The 19,886-nt window shown below is 69.0% G+C and carries 17 protein-coding genes and 2 pseudogenes; 11 read left to right on the top strand and 8 right to left on the bottom strand.

Translation table 11 applies throughout. The features are described from left to right. Positions 1–51 precede the first annotated feature (51 nt). The 5 genes from ABZY11_RS19355 to ABZY11_RS19335 are packed head-to-tail and all read left to right on the top strand — an operon-like array spanning position 52 to position 6,557. The gene (locus ABZY11_RS19355; protein WP_356480290.1) at positions 52–1,818 is read left to right on the top strand and encodes a glycoside hydrolase family 13 protein; all 1,767 of its coding nucleotides are present in this window, start codon (positions 52–54) and stop codon (positions 1,816–1,818) included. After that, positions 1,815–3,131, top strand: a complete 1,317-nt coding sequence (locus ABZY11_RS19350; RefSeq protein WP_356480289.1) for an alpha/beta hydrolase-fold protein — start codon at positions 1,815–1,817, stop codon at positions 3,129–3,131. The genes ABZY11_RS19355 and ABZY11_RS19350 overlap by 4 nt, the downstream gene beginning before the upstream one ends. Positions 3,132–3,142: 11 nt before the next feature. Beyond that, positions 3,143–4,330, top strand: coding sequence for a maltose ABC transporter substrate-binding protein (locus ABZY11_RS19345; RefSeq protein WP_356480288.1), 1,188 nt, complete (start codon positions 3,143–3,145; stop codon positions 4,328–4,330). Beyond that, on the top strand, positions 4,330–5,727 hold the full coding sequence (locus ABZY11_RS19340; RefSeq protein ID WP_356480287.1) for an ABC transporter permease subunit: 1,398 nt from the start codon (positions 4,330–4,332) through the stop codon (positions 5,725–5,727). The genes ABZY11_RS19345 and ABZY11_RS19340 overlap by 1 nt, the downstream gene beginning before the upstream one ends. After that, positions 5,724–6,557, top strand: a complete 834-nt coding sequence (locus ABZY11_RS19335; protein ID WP_356480286.1) for a sugar ABC transporter permease — start codon at positions 5,724–5,726, stop codon at positions 6,555–6,557. The genes ABZY11_RS19340 and ABZY11_RS19335 overlap by 4 nt, the downstream gene beginning before the upstream one ends. 196 nt (positions 6,558–6,753) lie before the next feature. Here ABZY11_RS19335 and ABZY11_RS19330 read toward each other — a convergent pair whose 3' ends face one another. From ABZY11_RS19330 to ABZY11_RS19315, 4 genes are all read right to left on the bottom strand, one after another. Continuing rightward, the gene (locus tag ABZY11_RS19330) at positions 6,754–7,050 is read right to left on the bottom strand and encodes a hypothetical protein (RefSeq protein ID WP_356480285.1); all 297 of its coding nucleotides are present in this window, start codon (positions 7,048–7,050) and stop codon (positions 6,754–6,756) included. 293 nt (positions 7,051–7,343) lie between these two features. After that, a complete protein-coding gene (locus ABZY11_RS19325; protein ID WP_356480284.1) occupies positions 7,344–8,795 on the bottom strand; it encodes an amidase in 1,452 nt (483 codons plus the stop codon). A gap of 224 nt (positions 8,796–9,019) precedes the next feature. Next, positions 9,020–9,274 carry a hypothetical protein gene (locus ABZY11_RS19320; RefSeq protein ID WP_356480283.1) on the bottom strand — a complete coding sequence of 85 codons (255 nt, stop codon included), beginning with the start codon at positions 9,272–9,274 and terminating at the stop codon, positions 9,020–9,022. A gap of 166 nt (positions 9,275–9,440) precedes the next feature. Then, positions 9,441–10,088: a helix-turn-helix domain-containing protein gene (locus tag ABZY11_RS19315; RefSeq protein ID WP_356480282.1), complete on the bottom strand. Its 648-nt coding sequence runs from the start codon at positions 10,086–10,088 to the stop codon at positions 9,441–9,443. Between the two features lie 113 nt (positions 10,089–10,201). Here ABZY11_RS19315 and ABZY11_RS19310 point away from each other — a divergent pair, with 113 nt between their 5' ends. Together ABZY11_RS19310 and ABZY11_RS19305 are read left to right on the top strand one after the other, a co-directional pair. Continuing rightward, entirely contained in the window at positions 10,202–10,867 is a 666-nt protein-coding gene (locus ABZY11_RS19310; protein ID WP_356480281.1) for a hypothetical protein, read from the top strand. A 94-nt stretch (positions 10,868–10,961) separates the two neighbouring features. Then, complete coding sequence (locus ABZY11_RS19305) at positions 10,962–11,798, top strand: aquaporin (protein WP_356480280.1); 837 nt, start codon at positions 10,962–10,964, stop codon at positions 11,796–11,798. Between the two features lie 119 nt (positions 11,799–11,917). Here ABZY11_RS19305 and ABZY11_RS19300 read toward each other — a convergent pair. Further along, positions 11,918–12,151 (bottom strand): annotated as a pseudogene (locus tag ABZY11_RS19300) (ISL3 family transposase); the annotation flags it as partial. 192 nt (positions 12,152–12,343) lie between these two features. Continuing rightward, positions 12,344–12,712, bottom strand: a complete 369-nt coding sequence (locus ABZY11_RS19295; protein ID WP_356480279.1) for a VOC family protein — start codon at positions 12,710–12,712, stop codon at positions 12,344–12,346. 63 nt (positions 12,713–12,775) lie between these two features. On the opposite strand from ABZY11_RS19295, the gene ABZY11_RS19290 reads away from it, so the two are divergent. Beyond that, positions 12,776–13,234: a MarR family transcriptional regulator gene (locus ABZY11_RS19290; RefSeq protein WP_356480278.1), complete on the top strand. Its 459-nt coding sequence runs from the start codon at positions 12,776–12,778 to the stop codon at positions 13,232–13,234. Between the two features lie 1,333 nt (positions 13,235–14,567). On the opposite strand, the pseudogene ABZY11_RS19285 reads toward ABZY11_RS19290, so the two are convergent. Both ABZY11_RS19285 and ABZY11_RS19280 read right to left on the bottom strand, forming a co-directional pair. Next, a pseudogene (locus ABZY11_RS19285) lies at positions 14,568–14,772 on the bottom strand (isomerase); the annotation flags it as partial. 202 nt (positions 14,773–14,974) lie between these two features. Next, positions 14,975–15,748, bottom strand: coding sequence for an IclR family transcriptional regulator (locus ABZY11_RS19280; protein ID WP_356480277.1), 774 nt, complete (start codon positions 15,746–15,748; stop codon positions 14,975–14,977). Positions 15,749–16,013: 265 nt separating this feature from the next. Here ABZY11_RS19280 and ABZY11_RS19275 point away from each other — a divergent pair, with 265 nt between their 5' ends. From ABZY11_RS19275 to ABZY11_RS19265, 3 genes are all read left to right on the top strand, one after another. After that, positions 16,014–17,354, top strand: coding sequence for a hypothetical protein (locus tag ABZY11_RS19275; RefSeq protein WP_356480276.1), 1,341 nt, complete (start codon positions 16,014–16,016; stop codon positions 17,352–17,354). A gap of 58 nt (positions 17,355–17,412) precedes the next feature. Further along, positions 17,413–18,747: an MFS transporter gene (locus ABZY11_RS19270; RefSeq protein ID WP_356480275.1), complete on the top strand. Its 1,335-nt coding sequence runs from the start codon at positions 17,413–17,415 to the stop codon at positions 18,745–18,747. 105 nt (positions 18,748–18,852) lie between these two features. Then, on the top strand, positions 18,853–19,725 hold the full coding sequence (locus tag ABZY11_RS19265; protein ID WP_356480295.1) for an amidohydrolase family protein: 873 nt from the start codon (positions 18,853–18,855) through the stop codon (positions 19,723–19,725). Positions 19,726–19,886: the final 161 nt, after the last annotated feature.

Genomic DNA, 19,886 nt, shown 5'->3' with positions numbered 1-19,886 from the left:
GCGATCCTACGCTCCGAAGTGTCACCACAGATCACAGGAGCGCGATGCAGCATGATGCAGCGAGAAACACTGTGCAACACCCTGGCACATCACGACGGCTCACCGCTGTATGTGGCCGATCCCGCACCGGAGTTGGGCCGACGCGTGGAGGTGTTCGCGCGGACGGCCGACACGCTGGGCGTCACGCGGGTCCACGTACGCACCTCACCGGACGGTGAGCCGCATTTCACCGAGGCGCTGATCGACCGGAAGGCCGAGGGCGAGACGTGGTGGCGCGCGTCGATCGAGATGGTCAATCCCGAGTGCGGCTACCGCTTCCTGCTGCACACGGCCCGCGGCCCGCTGTGGCTGACGGCCGCGGGGCTTTCTCGCATCGAGGTGACGGACGCCGCCGACTTCACGCTCGCGGCGTACCCGCCGCCGCCCGCGTGGGCAGCGGACGCGGTGATCTACCAGATCTTCCCCGACCGCTTCGCGCGCGGCTGCCCCGAGGCGCAGGTGCTGCCGGACTGGGCCCGGCCTGCGGAGTGGGAGGAGCCGATCCCGTACGGCCGGCCCGAGGCCCTCCAGCAGATCTACGGCGGCGACCTGTGGGGCGTTGCTGACCGCCTCGGTCACATCACGGATCTGGGCGCGAACCTGATCTACCTGACCCCCTTCTTCCCTGCCCGCTCCAACCACCGCTACGACGCCTCCACCTTCGACCGCGTCGACCCGCTGCTCGGCGGCGACGAGGCGCTCAAGGCACTCGTCGACCGGGCACACGACCAGGGCGTCCGGGTCATCGGCGACATCACGCTCAACCACTCCGGCGACGCCCACGACTGGTTCGTCGAGGCGCGCGCAGAGGAGGGCAGCGTGGAGCGCGATTTCTACTACTTCGAGGGCGACGACTACGCCACGTTCGCGGGCGTCAAGAGCCTTCCCAAGTTCGACCACCGCGCGCCCGAGCTGCGCCGCCGCCTCGACGCGGTGATCGCCAGGTACCCGGCGGAGTTCGGCCTGGACGGCTGGCGGGTCGATGTGGCCCAGTCGGCGGGCCGGCACGGCGACGTCGAGCTCAACGGCCAGGTGGCCCGCGAGACGCGGGCGGCGCTGGGCGAGGAGCATCTGCTGCTGGCGGAGCACCAGTTCGACGCCTCGGCCGCGCTGCGCGGCGACGGCTGGCACGGCACGATGTCCTACGCGGGTTTCGCCCGTCCTGTCTGGTCGTGGCTGGCACGGGAGAGGTCCGACGAGTTCTGGGGTACGCCGGGGCCGATCCCGCAGTACGGCGGGCAGGACGTGGCCCAGGTGATGCGGAGCTACGCCAGCCGGATACCTTGGCGGTCGTACACGCACAGTCTGACGCTGCTGGACTCGCACGACACGGCCAGGTTCCGCTCGGTCGCGGGCCGCGACCATCAGCACCTGGGCGCGGCGCTGCTGTTCACGATGCCCGGTCTGCCGATGGTCTTCGCCGGTGACGAGGTGGGCGTCGAGGGCGTGCACCTGGAGGACGGCCGCCGCCCGTTCCCGTGGGACGGGGCCTGGGACCAGGAGACGTACCGGATCTACCGGGAGCTGGCGGCGCTGCGCGGATCCCGCGAGGCGCTGCGCCGGGGCGGGCTGCGGTGGCTGCACGCCGACGACGACGTGGTGCTCTTCGAGCGGGCCGTGCCGGGCGAGGCCCTCGTGGTCCAGGTCAGCCGGGCCGGCCATGCTCCGGTGCTCGCCCCGTGCGAGCTGGCCGGTCTGCTCGGCGCTCCCGACCTGAACGCGGGCGAGCCGATACCTGCCGACGGCCCCGCCTTCCACATCTGGGAGGTCGTACGGTGATCGACATCCTCACGGCGGTGCGTTCCGAGGTGCTCGGCAACGCCCGTGACGTCTTCGTCTATCTGCCGCCCGGCTACGACCCGGCGGCGGGCCCGTACCCCTTGGTGGTGCTGCACGACGGGCAGCACGTCTTCGCGGGCGCCGGCCTAGAGCCGAGCTGGCGCGTGGACGAGACACTCGACACACTCATCGGGCGCGGGCTGCTGCCACCACTGGTGGCCGTGGCGGTGGCCAACGCCGGCGACCAGCGCGGCAGCGAGTACTCCCACGAGGTGCCCTACCCACGCGGTCCGGTCGTGCCCTGCCGGGGCGAGCTGTACGAGCAGTTCCTGGTCACCGAGCTGCTGCCGATGATTCGCGCACGCTACGCGGTCACGAACGAGGCCGACGCCACCGCGGTCCTTGGCTCGTCCATGGGCGGCCTGGTCAGCTACCACCTGGCCTTCCGCCGCCCGGATGTGTTCGGCCTCGCCGCCGTGCTCTCGCCGTTCCTGGTCTTCGTCGACCCGGAGACGCTCGAGGAGACCCCGGTCTTCCGGCGCTTCGACCGGCGCGGGCCGAACCGGATCTGGCTCGACATCGGCGGCATGGAGGGCTTGATCATGGTCAGGCCGGTGCGCGAACTCGCCGAGCACCTTCTCGGCCTCGGCTATCTGCCCGACGAGGAGCTGCGCTACCTGCACGAGCCGAACGCAGCACACCACGAGGACGCCTGGGCCGGCCGCGTGGGCAGCGCGCTTCTCCACCTCTTCGGCACCGAAGGGCCTGCCACCACCCTCACCGGCGTAACCGCGCGGGCCGCGGTGGGCCAGCCCGTCGACCTGGCACCCCGCGGCGAGCGAGCCGACGGCTGTGTCTACACCGCGCTGGGGGCGGAGCTGAGCTGGGAGCCCGAACATGCCCTGAAGCCCGCGGGGCACGCGCTGCTCACCGGCGCAGAGCCGGGAGACGTCGAGGTCACCGCGCAGGTGGGCGAGCATGCCGTCACCGAGCAGGTGACGGTCGTCGACGGCGAGCGTGACGCGCTGCTCGACGTCACCGTCGTCGTACCCGAAGACACCCAGACCGGGCCCGTGTACTTCTCCGGCCTGGTCACCACCCGGGTCGGTCCGGGCATCCACCACGGCTCGTGGCGGCTGCCCCGTGGCGTCGGACTCAACGGCACGGTCAGCCGCGGCTGGCGCTGCGACGGACTCGACGCCGACGGCACTCTCGTACGAACTCCCCTACGGCACGACGGGGGCCGGCGCGTGTGGGTGCGCGTCGCGGGCTGGAGCAATCCGGCCCAGGACGACCCGCACGCCGGATCCTGAGGAGATAACCAATGCGCATCCTTGCGATCACCGCTGCCGCCACCGCCACCGCCATGGCCCTGACCGGCTGCGGCGCCGACCCACAGCCCAAGGCGAAGGACGCCCCGACGCTGACCGTCTGGGCCGACGACAGCCGGGCCGCCCCGCTGCAGGACATAGCCGCCGGCTTCGCGCGCGACCGCGGCGTCAAGGTCAAGGTCGTACAGAAGGCGATGGGCAACCTGCGTGACGACTTCGTCTCCCAGGCCCCGTCGGGGCAGGGCCCTGACGTGATCGTCGGCCCGCACGACTGGCTGGGCAAACTCGTACAGAACGGCGTGGTCGCCCCGATCGACCTGTCCACGAGGGCCGCACGCTTCTCGAAAGTAGCGGTCAAGGCGATGGCCTACCGCGGCCGGACCTACGGTCTGCCGTACGCGATCGAGAGCGTGGCGGTGCTGCGCAACACGAAGCAGGTGCACACCGCGCCGAAGACGTTCGACGAGCTGGTCGCCAAGGGGGAGGAGCTCGGCGCGAAGTACCCGGTAGGCCTGCCGGTCGACCCCAAGGCGGGCTCGCCGTTCCACCTCTACCCGTTGCAGACGTCATTCGGCTCGCAGGTCCTCCGCGACGGCAAGCCGGCGATCGACGACGCTCACGGGCTGAAGTTCGCCGCCTACCTGCGCGGCCTGGCGGAGAAGAAGGCGGTCTCGACCTCGCTGACCGGCGATATCGCGACCAACGCCTTCATCAACGGGCAGACGCCGTTCCTAGTCACCGGGCCGTGGGACGCGCCCGCCCTGACCAAGGCGGGCGTGCCGTTCGCGGTGGATCCGGTGCCGCCCGCCGGTGACGAGCCCGCCCGGCCGTTCACGGCGGTGCAGGGTTTCTACGTCAGCTCCAAGAGCGCCAACCCGCTCCTGGCCCAGGACTTCGTGCTGAACCACCTGGGAACGCCGAAGGTGCAGAAGGCGCTGTACAAGGCCGGCGGACGGCCGCCCGCGATGAACGCGGTGCGCAAGGAACTCGCAGGTGACCAGGTCACGGCCCGTTTCGCGGACGTGGCCGCCAAGGGGGTGCCGACGCCGAACATCCCGCAGATGGAAGCCGTCTGGTCCGACTGGGGCCTGTCGCAGCTGGGCATCATCACCGGCCAGGGCGACCCGGCCGAGCTGACCCGTAAAGCCGCTGACCGCATCCGCGCGAAGATCGGCTCCTGATGCGCGCGCTCAGGCTCCTGCCCCTGGCCGTGGTGGACGCGCTGGCCGTTTACGGCCTGGTGGCGCTCGGCGGGCAGCGCTCGTGGTGGATGTTCGCCGCCCTGCTCGCGGGCACGGCGATCGTCAACGCGATCTACCTCAGCAAGCGGGCGGTGCCCGCCAAGTACCTGGCGCCCGGGATCGCGCTGCTGCTGGTCTACCAGGTGTACGTGGTGCTCTACACCGGCTACGCCGCGTTCACCAACTACGGCGACGGCCACAACGGCACCAAGCAGGACGCGGTGGCGGCGATCCTCGAGAAGAGCGAGGTCAAGTTGGCCGGCGCGGAGCCCGTCCCCATCCAGGTGGCCGAGCGCGACGGGAAACTCGGCTTCCTGCTGGACGGGCGCCCCCGCGAGGGATGGCACCCGCTCCCGTACCCGGAGATCCTCGACAGGCAGACGGAGATCGCGAACCTCCGGGTGCCCGCGGAAGGCGGCACCCTCAAGACCTCCGACGGCAGGACCGCCTCGCTCTACCGGGCCACCTACACCTACAACGCCGCATCCGACACGATCAACGGCGGCGGCGCCGTCTACCGCGACAGCGGGCACGGCACCTTCGCCGCCGCCGACGGCCGGGAGCTCAGCCCCGGGTGGAAGGTCTTCGTCGGCACCGAGAACTTCACCAGTGTGCTCACCGACACCGAGATCAGAGGACCGTTCCTCGGCGTGCTCGTCTGGACCTTCGTCTTCGCATCCGCGTCGGTCGCGCTCACCTTCGGCTTCGGGCTGCTGCTCGCACTGACCCTGGAGGGCCACCGGATCTACCGCTCACTGCTGGTCTTCCCGTACGCCTTCCCAGCGTTCATGGCAGCCCTGTTGTGGCAGGGCCTGCTCAACACCGACCACGGCTTCGTCAACGAAGTGCTGCTGGGCGGCACGGCCGTCCCCTGGCTGTCCGATCCCTGGCTCGCCAGGCTGAGCGTGCTGCTCGTCAACGTCTGGATCGGCTTCCCGTACATGTTCCTCATCTGTACCGGCGCACTGCAGGCGATCCCACCCCAGCTCTCCGAAGCCGCCCGGATGGACGGGGCCGGGCCATGGCGAGTGCTGCGCTCGATCAAGCTGCCGCTGCTGCTGGCCTCGACCGCGCCCGTGCTGGTGGCGACGTTCGCCTTCAACTTCAACAACTTCAACGTGATCTACATGCTCACCGGTGGCGGGCCGCGCGATGCCGGCGCCCCGGTCGACGTGGGCTCCACCGACCTGCTGATCACGCTGGTCTACAAGCTCGCCTTCGGCGGCTCGTCCAGGAACTACGGCCTGGCCTGCGCCGTATCCATCCTGATCTTCGCGGTGATCGTGGCCGTGACACTGGCGGGCTTCCGCCGGACCAGGCGACTGGAGGAAGCATGAAGCTCTGGAGACATCTGGTCGGGGTGCTGGCAAGCGTCATGGCGCTGTTCCCGCTGCTGTTCGTGCTGGCGGCCTCGCTCGATCCGAGCGGCACGCTGACCGGCTCCAACGACCTGTTCGCGGCGGTGACATGGGATCACTACGCGACGCTGTTCACCGACGCGCTGCACCCGTTTCCGCACTGGCTCGTCAACTCCGTCGTCATCGGTCTGATCACCGCGGCGGGATCGGTCTTCCTGGGGGCCTGCGCGGCCTACGCCTTCTCCAGGTTCCGGTTCACAGGACGACGGGCAGGCCTGAAGGCACTGGTGTTCGTCCAGCTGTTCCCGCAGGTCCTCGCGTACGTCGCGATCTTCCTGCTGCTGTCGGGGCTGAAGGAGATCTTTCCCCCGCTGGGGCTCGGCAGCAGGCTCGGCCTGATCATGGTCTACCTCGGCGGCGCGCTCGGCGTGAACACCTACCTGATCAAGGGCTTCTTCGACTCGATCCCGCGCGATCTGGACGAGTCCGCGCAGATCGACGGCGCCTCGCACGCGCAGATCTTCTTCCATATCCTGCTTCCCCTGGTGCGACCGATCCTGGTCGTCGTGGCGCTGTTCGCATTCGTGGCAACCATGAACGACTTCGTCATCGCCGGGCTGGTCCTCACCGACCCCGACCAGCAGACCCTGGCCGTCGGCCTGTACCAGCTCGTCTCCTATCAGCTCGGTCAGAGCTGGGGCGTCTTCGCCGCCGGCGCGCTGATCGGAGCGCTGCCCGTGCTGGTCCTCTTCCAGTTCCTCCAGCGCTACATCGTGGGCGGGCTGGCGAACGGCGCGGTCAAGGCATGAGCCCGAGCCGGCATTGCGACGTCACGACGTCGCAGTGCCGGATGGAAGCCGGCCGGCCGAGCAGCCCGGCCTGCGCAAGGTCTGGGTGGACGGCGGCTACCGCCAGCAGTTCGTCGAGCACGCCGCTTCGGGTCGTACTCGCCCGGCGGCAGCCCCGACGGACGGCCTGGCCCCGTGCTGCCGCGGCCGCAGCGGGTCACCGAACCGCATCCTGTTCAGCGCCGCCCGGGGCGGCATCGTCGCTCAGCTCGGTGAGCGGGGTGTCTCTCGGGTCCTCCCGGGTACCCGGCACCAAGGCCATGCGGGTTTTCATCTCCAGCTCTTGGAGGGCGTGCAAATAGATCAAGGTGGTCAGGATCGACCGGTGTCCGAGCCCGCGGCGGACCCAGTCCAGCGGATCGCCGAAGATCCGGGTGTAGTGCCCGCGCTGCTCAGGGTTGAGTTCGGCGAGCTGAGCGATGTGGGCCCGCCGGAGCTGTCCGAGGGTGACCACCGCGAACGAGTGCCTTGTCTCCGCAGTCGCCGTGTGCGGCTGGGTTCGTGTTGTGTTTGAAGTGGTCGACTCCCGGTGCGGCGTTCGTGATGCTGGTTGCTGCTTGTGTGGCGATAAGGTCGGGGCATCTGTGATCGACTTCACTGCCGTGTGTTGTGTCAGCATGGTCCGACGACCTTCTGTCGTGTTGCGGGAGGCGGGTGACATTCGCGTTCCGGGGAGCGACTGCGCGCATTCGGAGGATCTCGTCGTGATCCGCACCTCGCCCTCGACGGACACCCAGGTAGTACGCCCTACTTCGGTGCCTGGAAGCCGCCGATCTTCTGCTCAAGCAATTCGGCCAGCCGCAGCGGGGTGCGGTCCTCGAACATCGGACCGATGAGCTGCACTCCCACCGGCAGACCCTCGGGCGACCGGCCCGCTGGTATAGCGGTGGCGGGTAGACCGGGCATAGTGGCCAGACCGGCCCAGACGAGCTGGTCGAAGTACGGATACTCGACGCCGTCGATGTCGATCCGACGTTTCATCAGGTCGGGGTTGTGGTCGTGCGGGAACGCGGGAGTGGGCGTGATGGGACACACCACGGCGTCGAACTCGGCGAAGAACTGCCGCCAGCCATGGCGGTGGAGCTCGCGAAAGCTGTTCGTCTCGATCCAGTTGCGGTGGCTGAACACCATGCCGCGCAGCCGCGCCGCATCGAGACTCTGGTCGTCTGCGCTCAGTCCGGCGGCGCGGGCCTGCAACTGCTCGTACGCTTCGACGGGAAAACGTGCAACGGAGCCCGAAAACAGGAACTGCGTGTAGAGCACCGCGGCTTCGGTCAGATCGGGCAGCAGCGGACTGTCCCGCTCGACGCGGGCACCGCCGTCGACAAGCGCGTCGGCCACCCGGCCCACGCCCGCCCGCACGGCGGACCCGGTCGGAATGAGCGGATGCTCGTCGAGGACCAGGACCCGGAAGTCGCGGAGCCGTTCGTGGCGCGCGGGTGGCAGCGTCAGGTGGTACGCCACACCGAGCGTCAGCGGGTCCGGTCCGGCCATGACGTCGAGCAGGAGCGTGAGGTCGCGAGCGGTGCGCGCCATCGGACCGACGACGGCGAGGTCGTGCTCGACCGGCAGGGCCGGCCCGGGCGGCGGGACCATGCCGCGGCTCGCCGCCAGCCCGAGTGTCGGCTTGTGCGCGTAAATGCCGCAGAAATGCGCGGGGGTGCGCAACGAACCGGCGAGGTCGGAGCCGATGGACAGCGCGCCGAATCCGGACGCCAGGGCCGCCGCCGAGCCGCCGGAGGATCCGCCCGACGTACGACGGTGGTCCCACGGGTTGTTGGTGGTGCCGTAGATCTCGTTGAAGGTCTGCACGTCCTGCAGCCCCACGGGCACATTGGTCTTGCCGAGCACCACCGCGCCCGCGGCCTTGAGCCGCGACACCTGCACCGCGTCCTCGGCCGGCACGAAGTTCCGGTGCGGCGGCATACCCCAGGTCGTGGGCAGCCCCGCAATGTCGTACGACTCCTTGACCGTCACCGGAATGCCCAGCAGGGGCCGGTCCTCACCGCGGGCACGCGCCCGGTCGGCACCGCGCGCGGCGGCCCGTGCACGGTCGAAGTCCGGCACACAGATCGCGTTGATCGCATCGTCGTCCCGTTCAATACGGGCGATCGCCTCGTCGGTCAGTTCCGCCGAGGTCACTTCACCGGCACGCAAGGCAGCCGCGAGTTGGTCGGCCGTCGGAAAATTCCACTCCATGAATCCGACCGTATGGGCCTGTGGAAGAGGGCACGAAATGCCGCTTCGCACAACGGGGTGGATGTCTCAATACTCATCTGCCTGGCGGTCCTCGACCCGATGGTCGTAGTGCCGGTGGGACTCGTTCGGTCCGCGGGTGTCCGGCTGGCTAGCGGTGTGATGGCGCTGGACGTCATCGCGAACTGGATCGTCAACTGGCCGCAGCTGCAGGAGAATCCGACCGCTTATGCACAAGGGTGCGCGAAGTAGTAGCCGGCGACGGGCCCTTGCCCCTGCCACACCGCGAACGCGACCAGCCCCGCGGCGATCCCCGGCAGCGCCGCCCAGCGGCCGGGTGCCTTGATCAGCTTCGGTCCGTGTCGGGCGATGAGCCCAATGCCGGCGCAGGCGACAAGGCCCGCAGCCAGGAGCAGCAGCGGAGCATGGGACAGCAGATCGGCCTCTCGCCCGAAGGCGGCGGCTCTCCTTGTGTCCCGCACCCCGGGGCGGCCAGGCGTGCTCCATCCGCGGGCGGAACGGGGTGCCTGCCGCGCCTCCCGCCCCTGGTGGGAGCGCCGTGCCGCCGGGGCCGGGCGGCCTTCGCCCTGGTGGTGGGCGGATACCTGACCGCCGTGTGGGAAGGCGACGTGGCGTGTCGCCGAGGTTTCAGTCGGCGGTGGTCGGGCGGTCGGCGGCGGTGATGAGGTCGGCGAACGTCAGCGGGGTGCCCGGTCCCGCGGTGGCCGCGGGCTCGTCTGAGGGTGCGGTGGTCAGGCCGTCGAGGGCAAGGTCGAGGTGGCGGTGGAGGAGGGCGCCGTCCGGGTCGAGGCGGTTCAGGCCGCCCGGAAGGGGGCGGGAGAGCCGGATCGAGAGCAGCACGAGGTCGCCCATGCCCACGTCGCGGCGGAGCCGGCCGGCCCGGTGCGCGGCATCGATCAGGTTCTCGACGGTGTTCGCGGCACTGGTCCGGACGCGCACCAGTTCCTCGTCGACCACGAGACCTTCGAGGAGTACGAGGATGACCGCACCCATACGCAGGTCGGCCGCCGCGTGGATGAAGCGGCGTACGGCCGCGAAGGCGTCGCCGTCCACCGCCGCGGCCTCTTCCGCCGCACTCTCCAGCCGGGTGAGCAGGTCGCCGGTCAGGTCACGGACGAGCGCCTCCCGGTCCGGGTAGCGCCGGTAGAGCGTGCCGGGGCCGACACCGGCCCGGCGCACGATCAGGTCCAGTGGCGCGTCGAGGCCGCGCTCCAGGAAGACCTCACGGGCCGCGTCGAGAATCCGTCGCCTACTTCGTGCCGCATCCGCCCTCATGGCACACCACCTTTCGTCGCCCAACCCAATCGGAGAGTTTCTCTCCGTATGCTATCGTCCTGAAGGCGGAGAAAAACTCTCCGTTTAAGGTTTCATCGTGAAAGGGCCACACCATGAGCGGCGCGCTGACTGTCCGGACCGTGATCGACGGCACCGAGTACTCACAGGACGACATCCACCGTTGGGAGCTGGACCGCGCCCGCACCGCGCTCACCCTCCTCAAGAGCCGGATCGGGGACGAGCTGATGCGGGAGCTGCTCACCGAGGACCTCCGGGCGGCTGACCGGGCGATGGCACCGCTGCCGGGCGCCTCGGACGGAGCATGGCGGTCCGCCGTCACCGAGATGGAAATCGACGGGATCGACGCCGACGGATTCCTGACCTGGTGGCAGGGCCGGCTCGCGAGCGCTGACCGGGGTGCGCTGCTCGCGGCCAACCCGGAGCACTACCTCGCCGACTCCGCCGACGGCGTGGTCGAGATCATCGAGACCATCGGCTCCGGACCGCTGCGCTTCTTCCTCACCTTCCACGACGGCGTCGCGATCGAGGGCGAGGGCCACGAGACGTATCCCGTCCGGATCGGCGGCACCGGCAGGCTCGCGGACGGCACCGAGGTCGCGCGCGTCATGCACGAGTTCGGGGACGGTCCGCGCGGCCTGCGCGTCCGGCTGACGATCCAGTTCCCCGCGAGCGCGCCGGAGCACGTCTTCACCGGCCACAAGTGGCACTTCGCCTGCGAGTTCCTCAACTGGCTGGAAGCCGCACACGCAGCCCAGTGACGACGGCCGAACGGCGGTGGGGAACCCCTTGCGTTGCCGGGTTCCCCACCCCGCGGTCCCAAAGGCACGCACTCACACCATCGAGGCCAACCTCATGCGGACCAGGAAGCCGCCCACGAATCCGGGCGCACCCCTCTCGACGACAACCACCCCGATACGAGCGTCCGCCGCCGACCCGCCTGTGCGCATCCTGCGGTGCGCGGCCCACGAGTTCGGCCTGACCGGATTGCTGCTCCTCCTTGTCGTCACTGCGGTGCGATGGCTGCTTGCGCCCGACTCACCCCTGGTCATCGCGAACCCCGACCTCGCCCTGGCCGTACTCGGCGCACTCATGGGAGGGCTGCTCGCCTTGCTCATCCTGTCGCCTTCAGGGCGGTATTCCGGCGGACATCTGAACCCCGCCGTCACCGTTGCCCTGTGGCGCCTGAAGGCATTTCCCGGGCGGGCCGTCATCCCGTACATCACCGCCCAGGCAGCGGGATCACTGGCCGGCACAGCACTTGGCGGCCTTGCCTGGGGGACCACCGCCCGCCACGCCCCCATCGCCTACGCGGCCGTGGAACCCGCACCGACATGGAACGCCACCGCAGTGTTCACGGCAGAGGCCGGAGCCATCGTCACCGTGACACTCATGCTCGGCGCCTTCCTCAGCCGCCCCTCCACCCGACGGCTCCTGCCGTACGCCGTGGGCCTGACCACCGCACTCATCATCGCGCTGCTCGGTCTCCGCAGCGGCGGATCCGCCAACCCGGCACGGCAACTCGGCCCGGCGCTACTGTCCGGGAACACCACGCATCTGTGGATCTACCTGCTTGCGCCGGTAATCGGCGCGCTTGCCGGCGCTGACATCTGGCGCACGGCTGCCGCGCTCGCCCGCCGGGGCCGTACCCGCCTGGTCCTTCCTCCCGATCCCGATGCTCCCACCACCTGATCGACCGCCCGCTCACGTGTAGGGCCGAGCAGCGGCACCGCGCGACGCACCGGCACCGGTATACGTGCGGCGGAACTCCAAGCCCGCCTGCCCGGCCGCGCGAAGGAAGCGAGCGGCCGGATGTGCAGGATCGTTGCCCGCCAGCCGAGCGGGACGCACGCCAGTCGGCGCAGCACGCTGTCGCGAGGCACCCCCGGACAGCCGCAGGAATGGCACCAGTTGTCAGGCTCGACCACTCGACAGAGCAACACGGCGTGGTCGGGGTGCAGCTGTTGGCCGACCACTTCCAAGCCGAGGCCATCCAGCCGGCAGAACGTCGTCAGATCAGCAGGGCAGAAGGTGGCGTCACGCACGTCGAGGTCTTCCAGATGAGCGGTGCAGAACTTTCATCCTCGGAAGACCTCGGCCTCTACCCCCGGCACCGACGCGCCAGACCGGTCTACGCGGTTAAATGCGAAGAGCCAATGAATGTCGCCCGGATTCTCGCGCCTCGGGCGCAACCGCGGTCTTCGGGGACCGGTGATCGTCCGGTGGCGTTGGGCGTATCAGGCGCGGTCGTGGAGAGTGACTTGGTAGCCGTCGGGGTCGGCGAAGGTGAATGTCCGGCCGAAGGGGCCGTCGATCGGTGCGGAGACGATGGTGTGACCGTCGGCGACGAGAGCATCGTGGATGGCCTGGACGCCGGTGGCGTGGAGCCAGATCGCGGCACCAATGCCGGGCTGGGCAACGGATGCGAGATCGGTGCCGGGAACGACGTCGCGGAGTGCGAACGCGATCGGCTTCGTCTCGAAGACGACGGCGTGCGGAGGTCCGGCCTGCGAGCGGACGAGGCCGAGGTACTGCTCGTAGAACGCCTGCGAAGCGTCGAGGTCGCGCGCCTGGAGCGAGATGAAGTCGGGGCCGGTGGCGGGCATGATGATACTCCTTCTCTTCGTGTCAGATTTCTGACACAGATCAATGTATGTCAGAATGCTGACATGAGTCAAAACGGTGTCGGCGTCGACCTGGACAAATCACTGGGCTACCTGCTGAAAGAGGCTTCGAGCGTCCTGCGCGCAGCCATGGAGGAGGTGCTGCGGCCGCTCGGGATGAGCGTGACGCACTACTCCTGCCTCGAGCTGCTGGCTCAACGGCCGGGCTTGTCGAACTCCGAGCTCGCGCGTGGCGCGTTCGTGACACGGCAGTCGATGAACGTGCTGCTCCAGGCCCTGGAACGAGAGGGCTACGTGACCAGGCCCGCGGAGGCGCCCGTCGGGAAGGTTCTTCCCGCGCGGCTCACGCCTCGCGGCCGACGGAGCCTGGAGAAGGCGACCGTAGCGGTCCGGTCCGTCGAGGTCAGAATGCTGGCCGGCATGACCGAGGCCGAGCAGTCAGGCGCGTTCCGGATCCTGCAGGGCATGATTCATTCCCTGCGCGATGGCAACGACGACGCATAGCTCGTTCCTCGGCGCACGTCTCGCCGCGCCCGGACAGGAGTGCAGCCGAGCGTGGAAATCCGTGCAGGCGACCTCGAAAACCGACAGCCCCCGACTACACCCTCTTCCGCGATGAGCCCCATTACCGCCGACTCCACAGAACTTGAGCCAGAACCCCACTTCGGGAGGCAGCAAAAGCACCATGGATTCGAACGGTTCGTGAGCTTCGACTCAGGAGCGGAAGCGTGCGCCAGGTGCGTCAGATGGCGCTGTGGTCAGGGGTTGACGGTCCTGGGGTCATCACGTGTGTCGATAAAGTCCAGGTCGGCTATGTCCACCAGCCGTTGCATGAGTTGGACAGAGAGGCCGGCTCTAGCTTGGCCCGCTTCGTCCAAGGCCTTCTGCGCAGATTGAAGTGCTTCTGGATATCGGGAGTCGTCCAAAGGCGGCCTAGCCAGGGTGCTCACGCGTGAGGTGGCGAGGTCGAGCGCATCCAAGATCAGCTTCCGCTCGGATTCGTTCACTCCCATGGTGCGATCGCTGACACGGGTTCTCCTCAGCGGGCCTCCGGCCGCCGTACCGAGACACCCAACGTTCGACCGGCGGTCCGCCTCCGATAAGTGGACCCGCCGCTTCGTTGAGAAACGGCGATGGCGAAACCATTACGAATGCCTTCGTAGATCGCTTCAGTTACTGCGTCTCTGGACTGGCGAACAGTCTCCTGGAAGTTCTCGACTGCATGGCCGTGTTGGACCTCGTCCAACGTCACTTCCGGCAGGTGACACCAGTTGCCGACCACTCTGAGGATGAGGGCCACGCGTGCTACCCGGGCGCTCCGATGCTCATGTGCCCTCGCCGCTGCGGCCTCCGCCTCCGCCTGCTCACGCTGCCGTTCAGCTTCTCGGCGTGCTGCCTTCCGACTCTGTAGCGGACCCAGTACGTAGCGGCTCCTGCAACGACTCTCAGCGCGGCCCTCAGCGAGGTCAAGCTCATACAGACTGGTTGGGCCGATCATTGTCTCGTCCGTGAGGCGCTGGGCGGCGAGCATCTCCTCGCCCGATCCGCCGACATCTGGCTGATCATCTCCCGCGTCTCTATCAGGGAGCCTGGGCGAGGCCGGGGCATCCAACGCCAGACCCCAGGATCCGACGCTGAGGGGAACAACGCTTCTGCATGATCGACGGACAGCGGAACGAGACGGACAGCGCGGCCGAGGAGGGAGTCGTTGCTCATCGCTGCACCACAGCTTCGGGATTACTGCCCCATTGTCGAGACGCAGACCATGGCGCCTTCATCACGCACAGCAACCGCTGCACGGATCCTGTGCCAGAACCCTGCGACGTGAACAGAGCCACAGGCCGATCTCGACGTGCAGGACGGCATGGCCCTCGGTCTCGGTCCCGACGGTGAAGTCCTCGACCCGGCGGAAGCGGGTCTTGCAAGCCTCCAGGCGGGCGTCGACGGTGTCGACGACGATCGGGTGCAGGGCGGAGCGCGAAGGCCGGGCGGTCGAAGGCTGCGTCGGGCGGGCCGGAGTAGTCGACGGTGATCTGCGGCATGGCGGGCAGCTCCTCGGATGGGGTCACATGATCGGCTCCCACCCTGCGGAGGGCGGCTCAGCCGACCGCTACCGCGCCATTCGGGATCGTGCCCGGACTTGAGCAGGACGGCAGGCGGATGTCCGGAGATCTCGGAGATTGCCCGGACTTCATGGAGACGACCCAGGGGGCACCGGCACGAACGGACGGACCGGGGAAGCGTTCATGCCGTGCACTGCTCGCCGATCCGGCGGCTTGCGGCCGTGGCGGCCTTCCGTACCGGTTCGGTGTAATGCCTCAGGTCGTGCTGGGAGAAACGCGTGGAGGGCACCGCCACCGTGATGGCACCCACCGGGCGGTCGAGCCAGTCGCGCAGGCAGGCGCCCACCCCGGCCACGCCCTCTTCGGTCTCCTCCAGGCTGACCCCGTAACCGCCGTGCTGGATCTCCGTCAGATGGCGCGCGAGCTCGTCGACGGTGGAGATCTTCGCGGTGGGCCAGCGGGGCAGGCCATCGTGATGGATCTCCTTCACGTCGGCCGGGTCGAGCGCGGCCAGGATCGCTTTGCCTCCGGCTGAGCAGTACGCCGGCATCGTGCCGTCGGTGCGCAGTCCGACCCGGAGCATCTGCTCGCTCTCGACGCCGTCGAGGAAGCGTATGTAGGCGCCCTGGAGCACCATGAGGTTCGCCGATTCGCCGAGCTGGAGCTGCAGTTCCTCCAGGGCCGGCCGCACCGCCTTCTTCAGGGCTGTGTGCGAGACGGCGACCGGTGTCCGCTGGTTGAGGGCCGGCCCGGCCCGGTACAGGCGCTGTTCGTCCTGCCGGGCGAAACCGCGGTAGCACAGCGCGCCGAACAGCCTGTGTGCCGTTGAGGAAGCGACCCCCAGTTTCTCGGCGGCGGTCTTCACGCTCAGGCGGTGGCCGGCCTGGAGCATCACGATCAGCTGAAGGGCCCGGTCGACGGACTCGATTGGATACGAAGGGGTCTGATTCTGCACATCAGAATTAAAACACTAAAGCATTGTGCTGACCAGAAAGTACGGGGCACCATGCTCGTCACGGCGCTCCGGCCGGCCGCCAGAAGCGGAACAAGTCCGGAGCCGCATCCCGCCTCGCGTGACGAAGCCTCTCGGGCTCCGCGCCGAGACCTGCGCCCTCCTTGGGGCCGGCCGAGCGGGGGCTCTGCCCCGGAACACCGGAAGCCAGGCCGCGCCCCGCCCTCCCCGCCCGCTCTCTTACCCCCTGACAAAGGAGCCACCGCCCATGGCCGATGCCTACTGGGACGCCGAGTTCGACACCATGCCGTGGAACGAGCTGCAGGCATGGCAGCGCGGCCGGCTCGCCGCCTTCCTGACCGACCTGGCCAAGCGCTCCCCGTTCTACGCCCGGCAGCTCGATGGGGTGCCCGTCGAGCAGGCGGGATCGCCCGATGACTGGGCGGCCGTCCCTTTCACGACCAAGGACGACCTGCGCGCGGCCCAGCAGGCCGCCACCACCGACGCCTTCCTCGGTGACCTGCAAGGCGTCGACAGCGCGGACATCATCCAGGTGGTCGCGTCCTCCGGGACCACCGGAATCCCGGTGTTCTTCGGCCTCACCGAAACGGACCGCCAGGCCTGGTCGGACAGTGTCGCCAACATGTTTTTCACCGCCGGTATCCGCCGCGACAGCGTGGTCGCGCTGACCACCGGCATGCCCTTGGTGGCGGGCGGCATGCCGTACGCCGACGCGGTGCGCCGGATCGGCGCCACCCTGGTGTGGGGCGGTGGCCAGACGACGGCCCGGATGGCGACGATCATGCAGAAGCTCAGGGTCGACACGCTGATCGGGACCGCCTCCTTCGCCACGTTCTTCGCCGGCCGCTGCGAGGAGGCCATCGGCGTCCCGGCGGACCGACTCTCGGTGCGCACCGTCATCGCGGGCGGGGAGCCGGGCATGGGTGAGGAGGCGATCCGCGAACGGGTGCGCAGTGGCTGGGGCGCGGACCGGATCAGCGAGGTGATGGGGCTCTGCGACGTCATGCCCGGCATGTGGGCCGAATGCCCCGAGGGCGGCGGCATGCACTTCACCGCCGGACGCAACATTTTCGTCGAGCTCATCGACCCCGGGACGGGCGCGCCCGTGCCCTGGGAGCCCGACGCCCACGGCGAGGCCGTCTACACCACCTTCACCCGCCAGGCCACCGCGGTCGTGCGATTCCGGTCCCGCGATCACCTGAAGGTCGTGGGCACAGCCTGCCCCTGCGGCCGGACCTCGCCGCTGATCCGCTGCGTCGGCCGCACCGACGACATGCTGATCTACAAGGCCATGAACGTCTTCCCCAGCGCTATACGGGATGTCGTCCTGGATGGCTTCGCCACCGAGATCGCCGGCCCGCTACGGCTGCGCAAGGCGCACGCCGACCAGGTCCGCTTCGACGAGGCGATGCCGCTGGAGGTCGAACTGCCCAAGGGCCGCTCGGCCGCCTCCGCCGGTGACCTGGCCGAGCGCATCCAGACGGCGGTGCTCGAACGGCTGCGGGTGCGGGTCGCCGTCGAGTTCTTCCAGCACGGCGCCATCCCGATCGGCGAGTACAAGAACGCCCTTACCTACGTCGGGCAGTAACCCCGCCCCGCCCAACCCCGCACATCCCGTCCCACCCGTACAGCCACAGGGAGAATTCATGGACCTCTTGGCGGAAATCCGCCGGTCTCGGATGAGCCGCTTCCAGATCAGAGCAGTCGCGGTCGCCCTGTCACTCACGCTCATCGACGGCTTCGACGTCTCCGTCATGGCGTACGCGGCGCCCAGCCTGTCGCGCGCCTGGCACATCGATCCGGTGATACTGGGCTATCTGCTGAGCGCAGGCCTGTTCGGCATGGCCGCCGGGTCGTTCTTCCTCACCCCGGCGGCGGACCGGATCGGCCGCCGCAGGTTGACCCTGGTCTCCATGACGATCGTCACCCTCGGCATGGTGCTGTCGGTCTTCAGCCAGGACGCGACCCAGCTGATCGCGTTCCGCGTCCTGACCGGGCTCGGTGTCGGCGGCATGATGGCCAACCTGAACGTCCTGGTGTCCGAGTACGCCTCGGACACCAGCCGCGGCTCCGTCATCGGCATCTACGCCGCTGGCTATCCCATCGGCGCCACGATAGGGGGTTTCGCCGCCAACCCGCTGATCGCGGACTTCGGTTGGCGTGCGGTGTTCGCCGCCGGGGCGGTCCTCAGCGGGATCATGCTAGTGGTCTCCTGGCGCTGTCTGCCGGAGTCCTTGGACTTCCTGCTCACCCGCCGCCCCGCCGACGCGCTCGACAGAACGAATGCGATCCTGGTGAAACTGGGCCGCCCAGCCCTGACCGAGCTCCCGGCGCGGCCGGAGACGCAGGGCCCGCAGGGCGCCGCACAGGAAATCCTCACCAGGCCCACCCGCTCGCAGACCCTCAAGCTCTGGGCCGGCTACGGCTGCCTGGTGGCGGCGTACTACTTCGCCAACACCTGGATGCCGAAAATCATGGCCTCCGTCTCCGGCGATGACGCGCTGGGCGTCACCGTGGGCACCGTCGCCAACCTGGGCGGCATCGTCGGCTGCTTCCTTTTCAGCGCCCTCGCCCGCCGATGGCGCAGCCGCCTGCTCCTGGTCGGCGCCCTGACCGCGGCGGCCGTTGCCTACGCACTGTTCGGACAGGTCTCCAGCCGCACCGGTGTGGCCCTAGCAGTGGTGGCGATCCTGGGGATGCTGACCACCGCGGCCATCGCCGGGTTCTACACCGTGGCGCCCGGTGTGTACACACCCGTTGCCCGTGCCACCGGCATGGGCTGGATGATCGGCGTCGGCCGGCTGGTGTCCATCACCGCGCCTGTCCTGGTCGGCTACCTCCTCTCCGGAGGATGGGCCCCGCAGAAGATCTTCCTCCTCTTCACCGTCCCGCTGCTGGCCTCCCTGCTGTGCGTCGTGGCCCTGAGGAAGCCGCTGCACCGCCCACTGCCTCCCAAACCAGTGGCCACAGCAGCCGAGTAGCCCACAGTCACCCGGGCCCGCCCCTGAAAGAGAGCGTGAGACCGCCGTGCCCCCCAAGCCGTCCCCCCGCACCAAGACTTCCGAAAGCGTGCATCCATGACCTCCATCAACGTCGGCGAGCTGGTCGCGATCGACGTCCACACCCACGTCGAGATCTCCTCCCAGGGCAAGGCCTCCCTGGAGGAGGACCTGCACGACGCCTCCAGCGCCTACTTCAAGGTCGAGGGCAACCGCAAGCCCACCCTTCAGGAGACGGCCGCCTACTACCGCGAGCGGCAGATGGCCGCGGTGATCTTCACCGTGGACGCCCAGTCCGCCACCGGCACCGAGCCGGTGCCCAACGAGGAGGTCGCCCAGGCCGCGGCCGCCAACCCCGACGTCCTGATCCCTTTCGCCTCCCTGGACCCGCACCGCGGGAAGGCCGCCGTCAAGCAGGCCCGCCGCCTGGTGGAGGAGCACGGGGTCAAGGGCTTCAAGTTCCACCCCAGCCTCCAGGGCTTCTTCCCCAACGACCGCCTCGCCTACGGACTGTACGAGGTGATCGAGGAGACCGGAACCATCGCCCTGTTCCACACCGGCCAGACCGGCATCGGTGCCGGCGTACCCGGGGGCGGCGGCATCCGGCTGAAGTACTCCAACCCCCTGTGCGTGGACGACGTCGCCGCCGACTTCCCCCACCTGAAGATCATCATGGCGCACCCGTCCTTCCCCTGGCAGGACGAGGCCCTGGCGGTGGCCACCCACAAGCCGGGCGTGCACATCGACCTGTCCGGCTGGTCCCCCAAGTACTTCCCGCCCCAGCTGGTGCATTACGCCAACACCCTGCTCAAGGACAAGGTCCTCTTCGGCTCCGACTACCCCGTCCTCACCCCCGACCGGTGGCTGGCCGACTTCGCCAAGCTCCCCATCAAGGACGAGGTCAAGCCGAAGATCCTCAAGGAGAACGCCGCCCGGCTGCTCGGGCTCACCTCCGCGTAGCGGAGCGCGGGTCCGGGGCCGCATTCAGCGACGGACCCCGGCCTGCGCCCGCCCGGCGACGGTGTCCCGCCATCGACGGAGGTACAAGGATCCCGCCGGAGCCGACGGACCTGGGAAGCGCGGCGGACGCCTCCACCGCATACCAGTCATACGAAGCGGCG

The organism is Streptomyces sp. NPDC006510 (assembly GCF_040611955.1).
Classification (GTDB): domain Bacteria; phylum Actinomycetota; class Actinomycetes; order Streptomycetales; family Streptomycetaceae; genus Streptomyces.
This window is presented reverse-complemented; position numbering and strand designations above follow the sequence as displayed.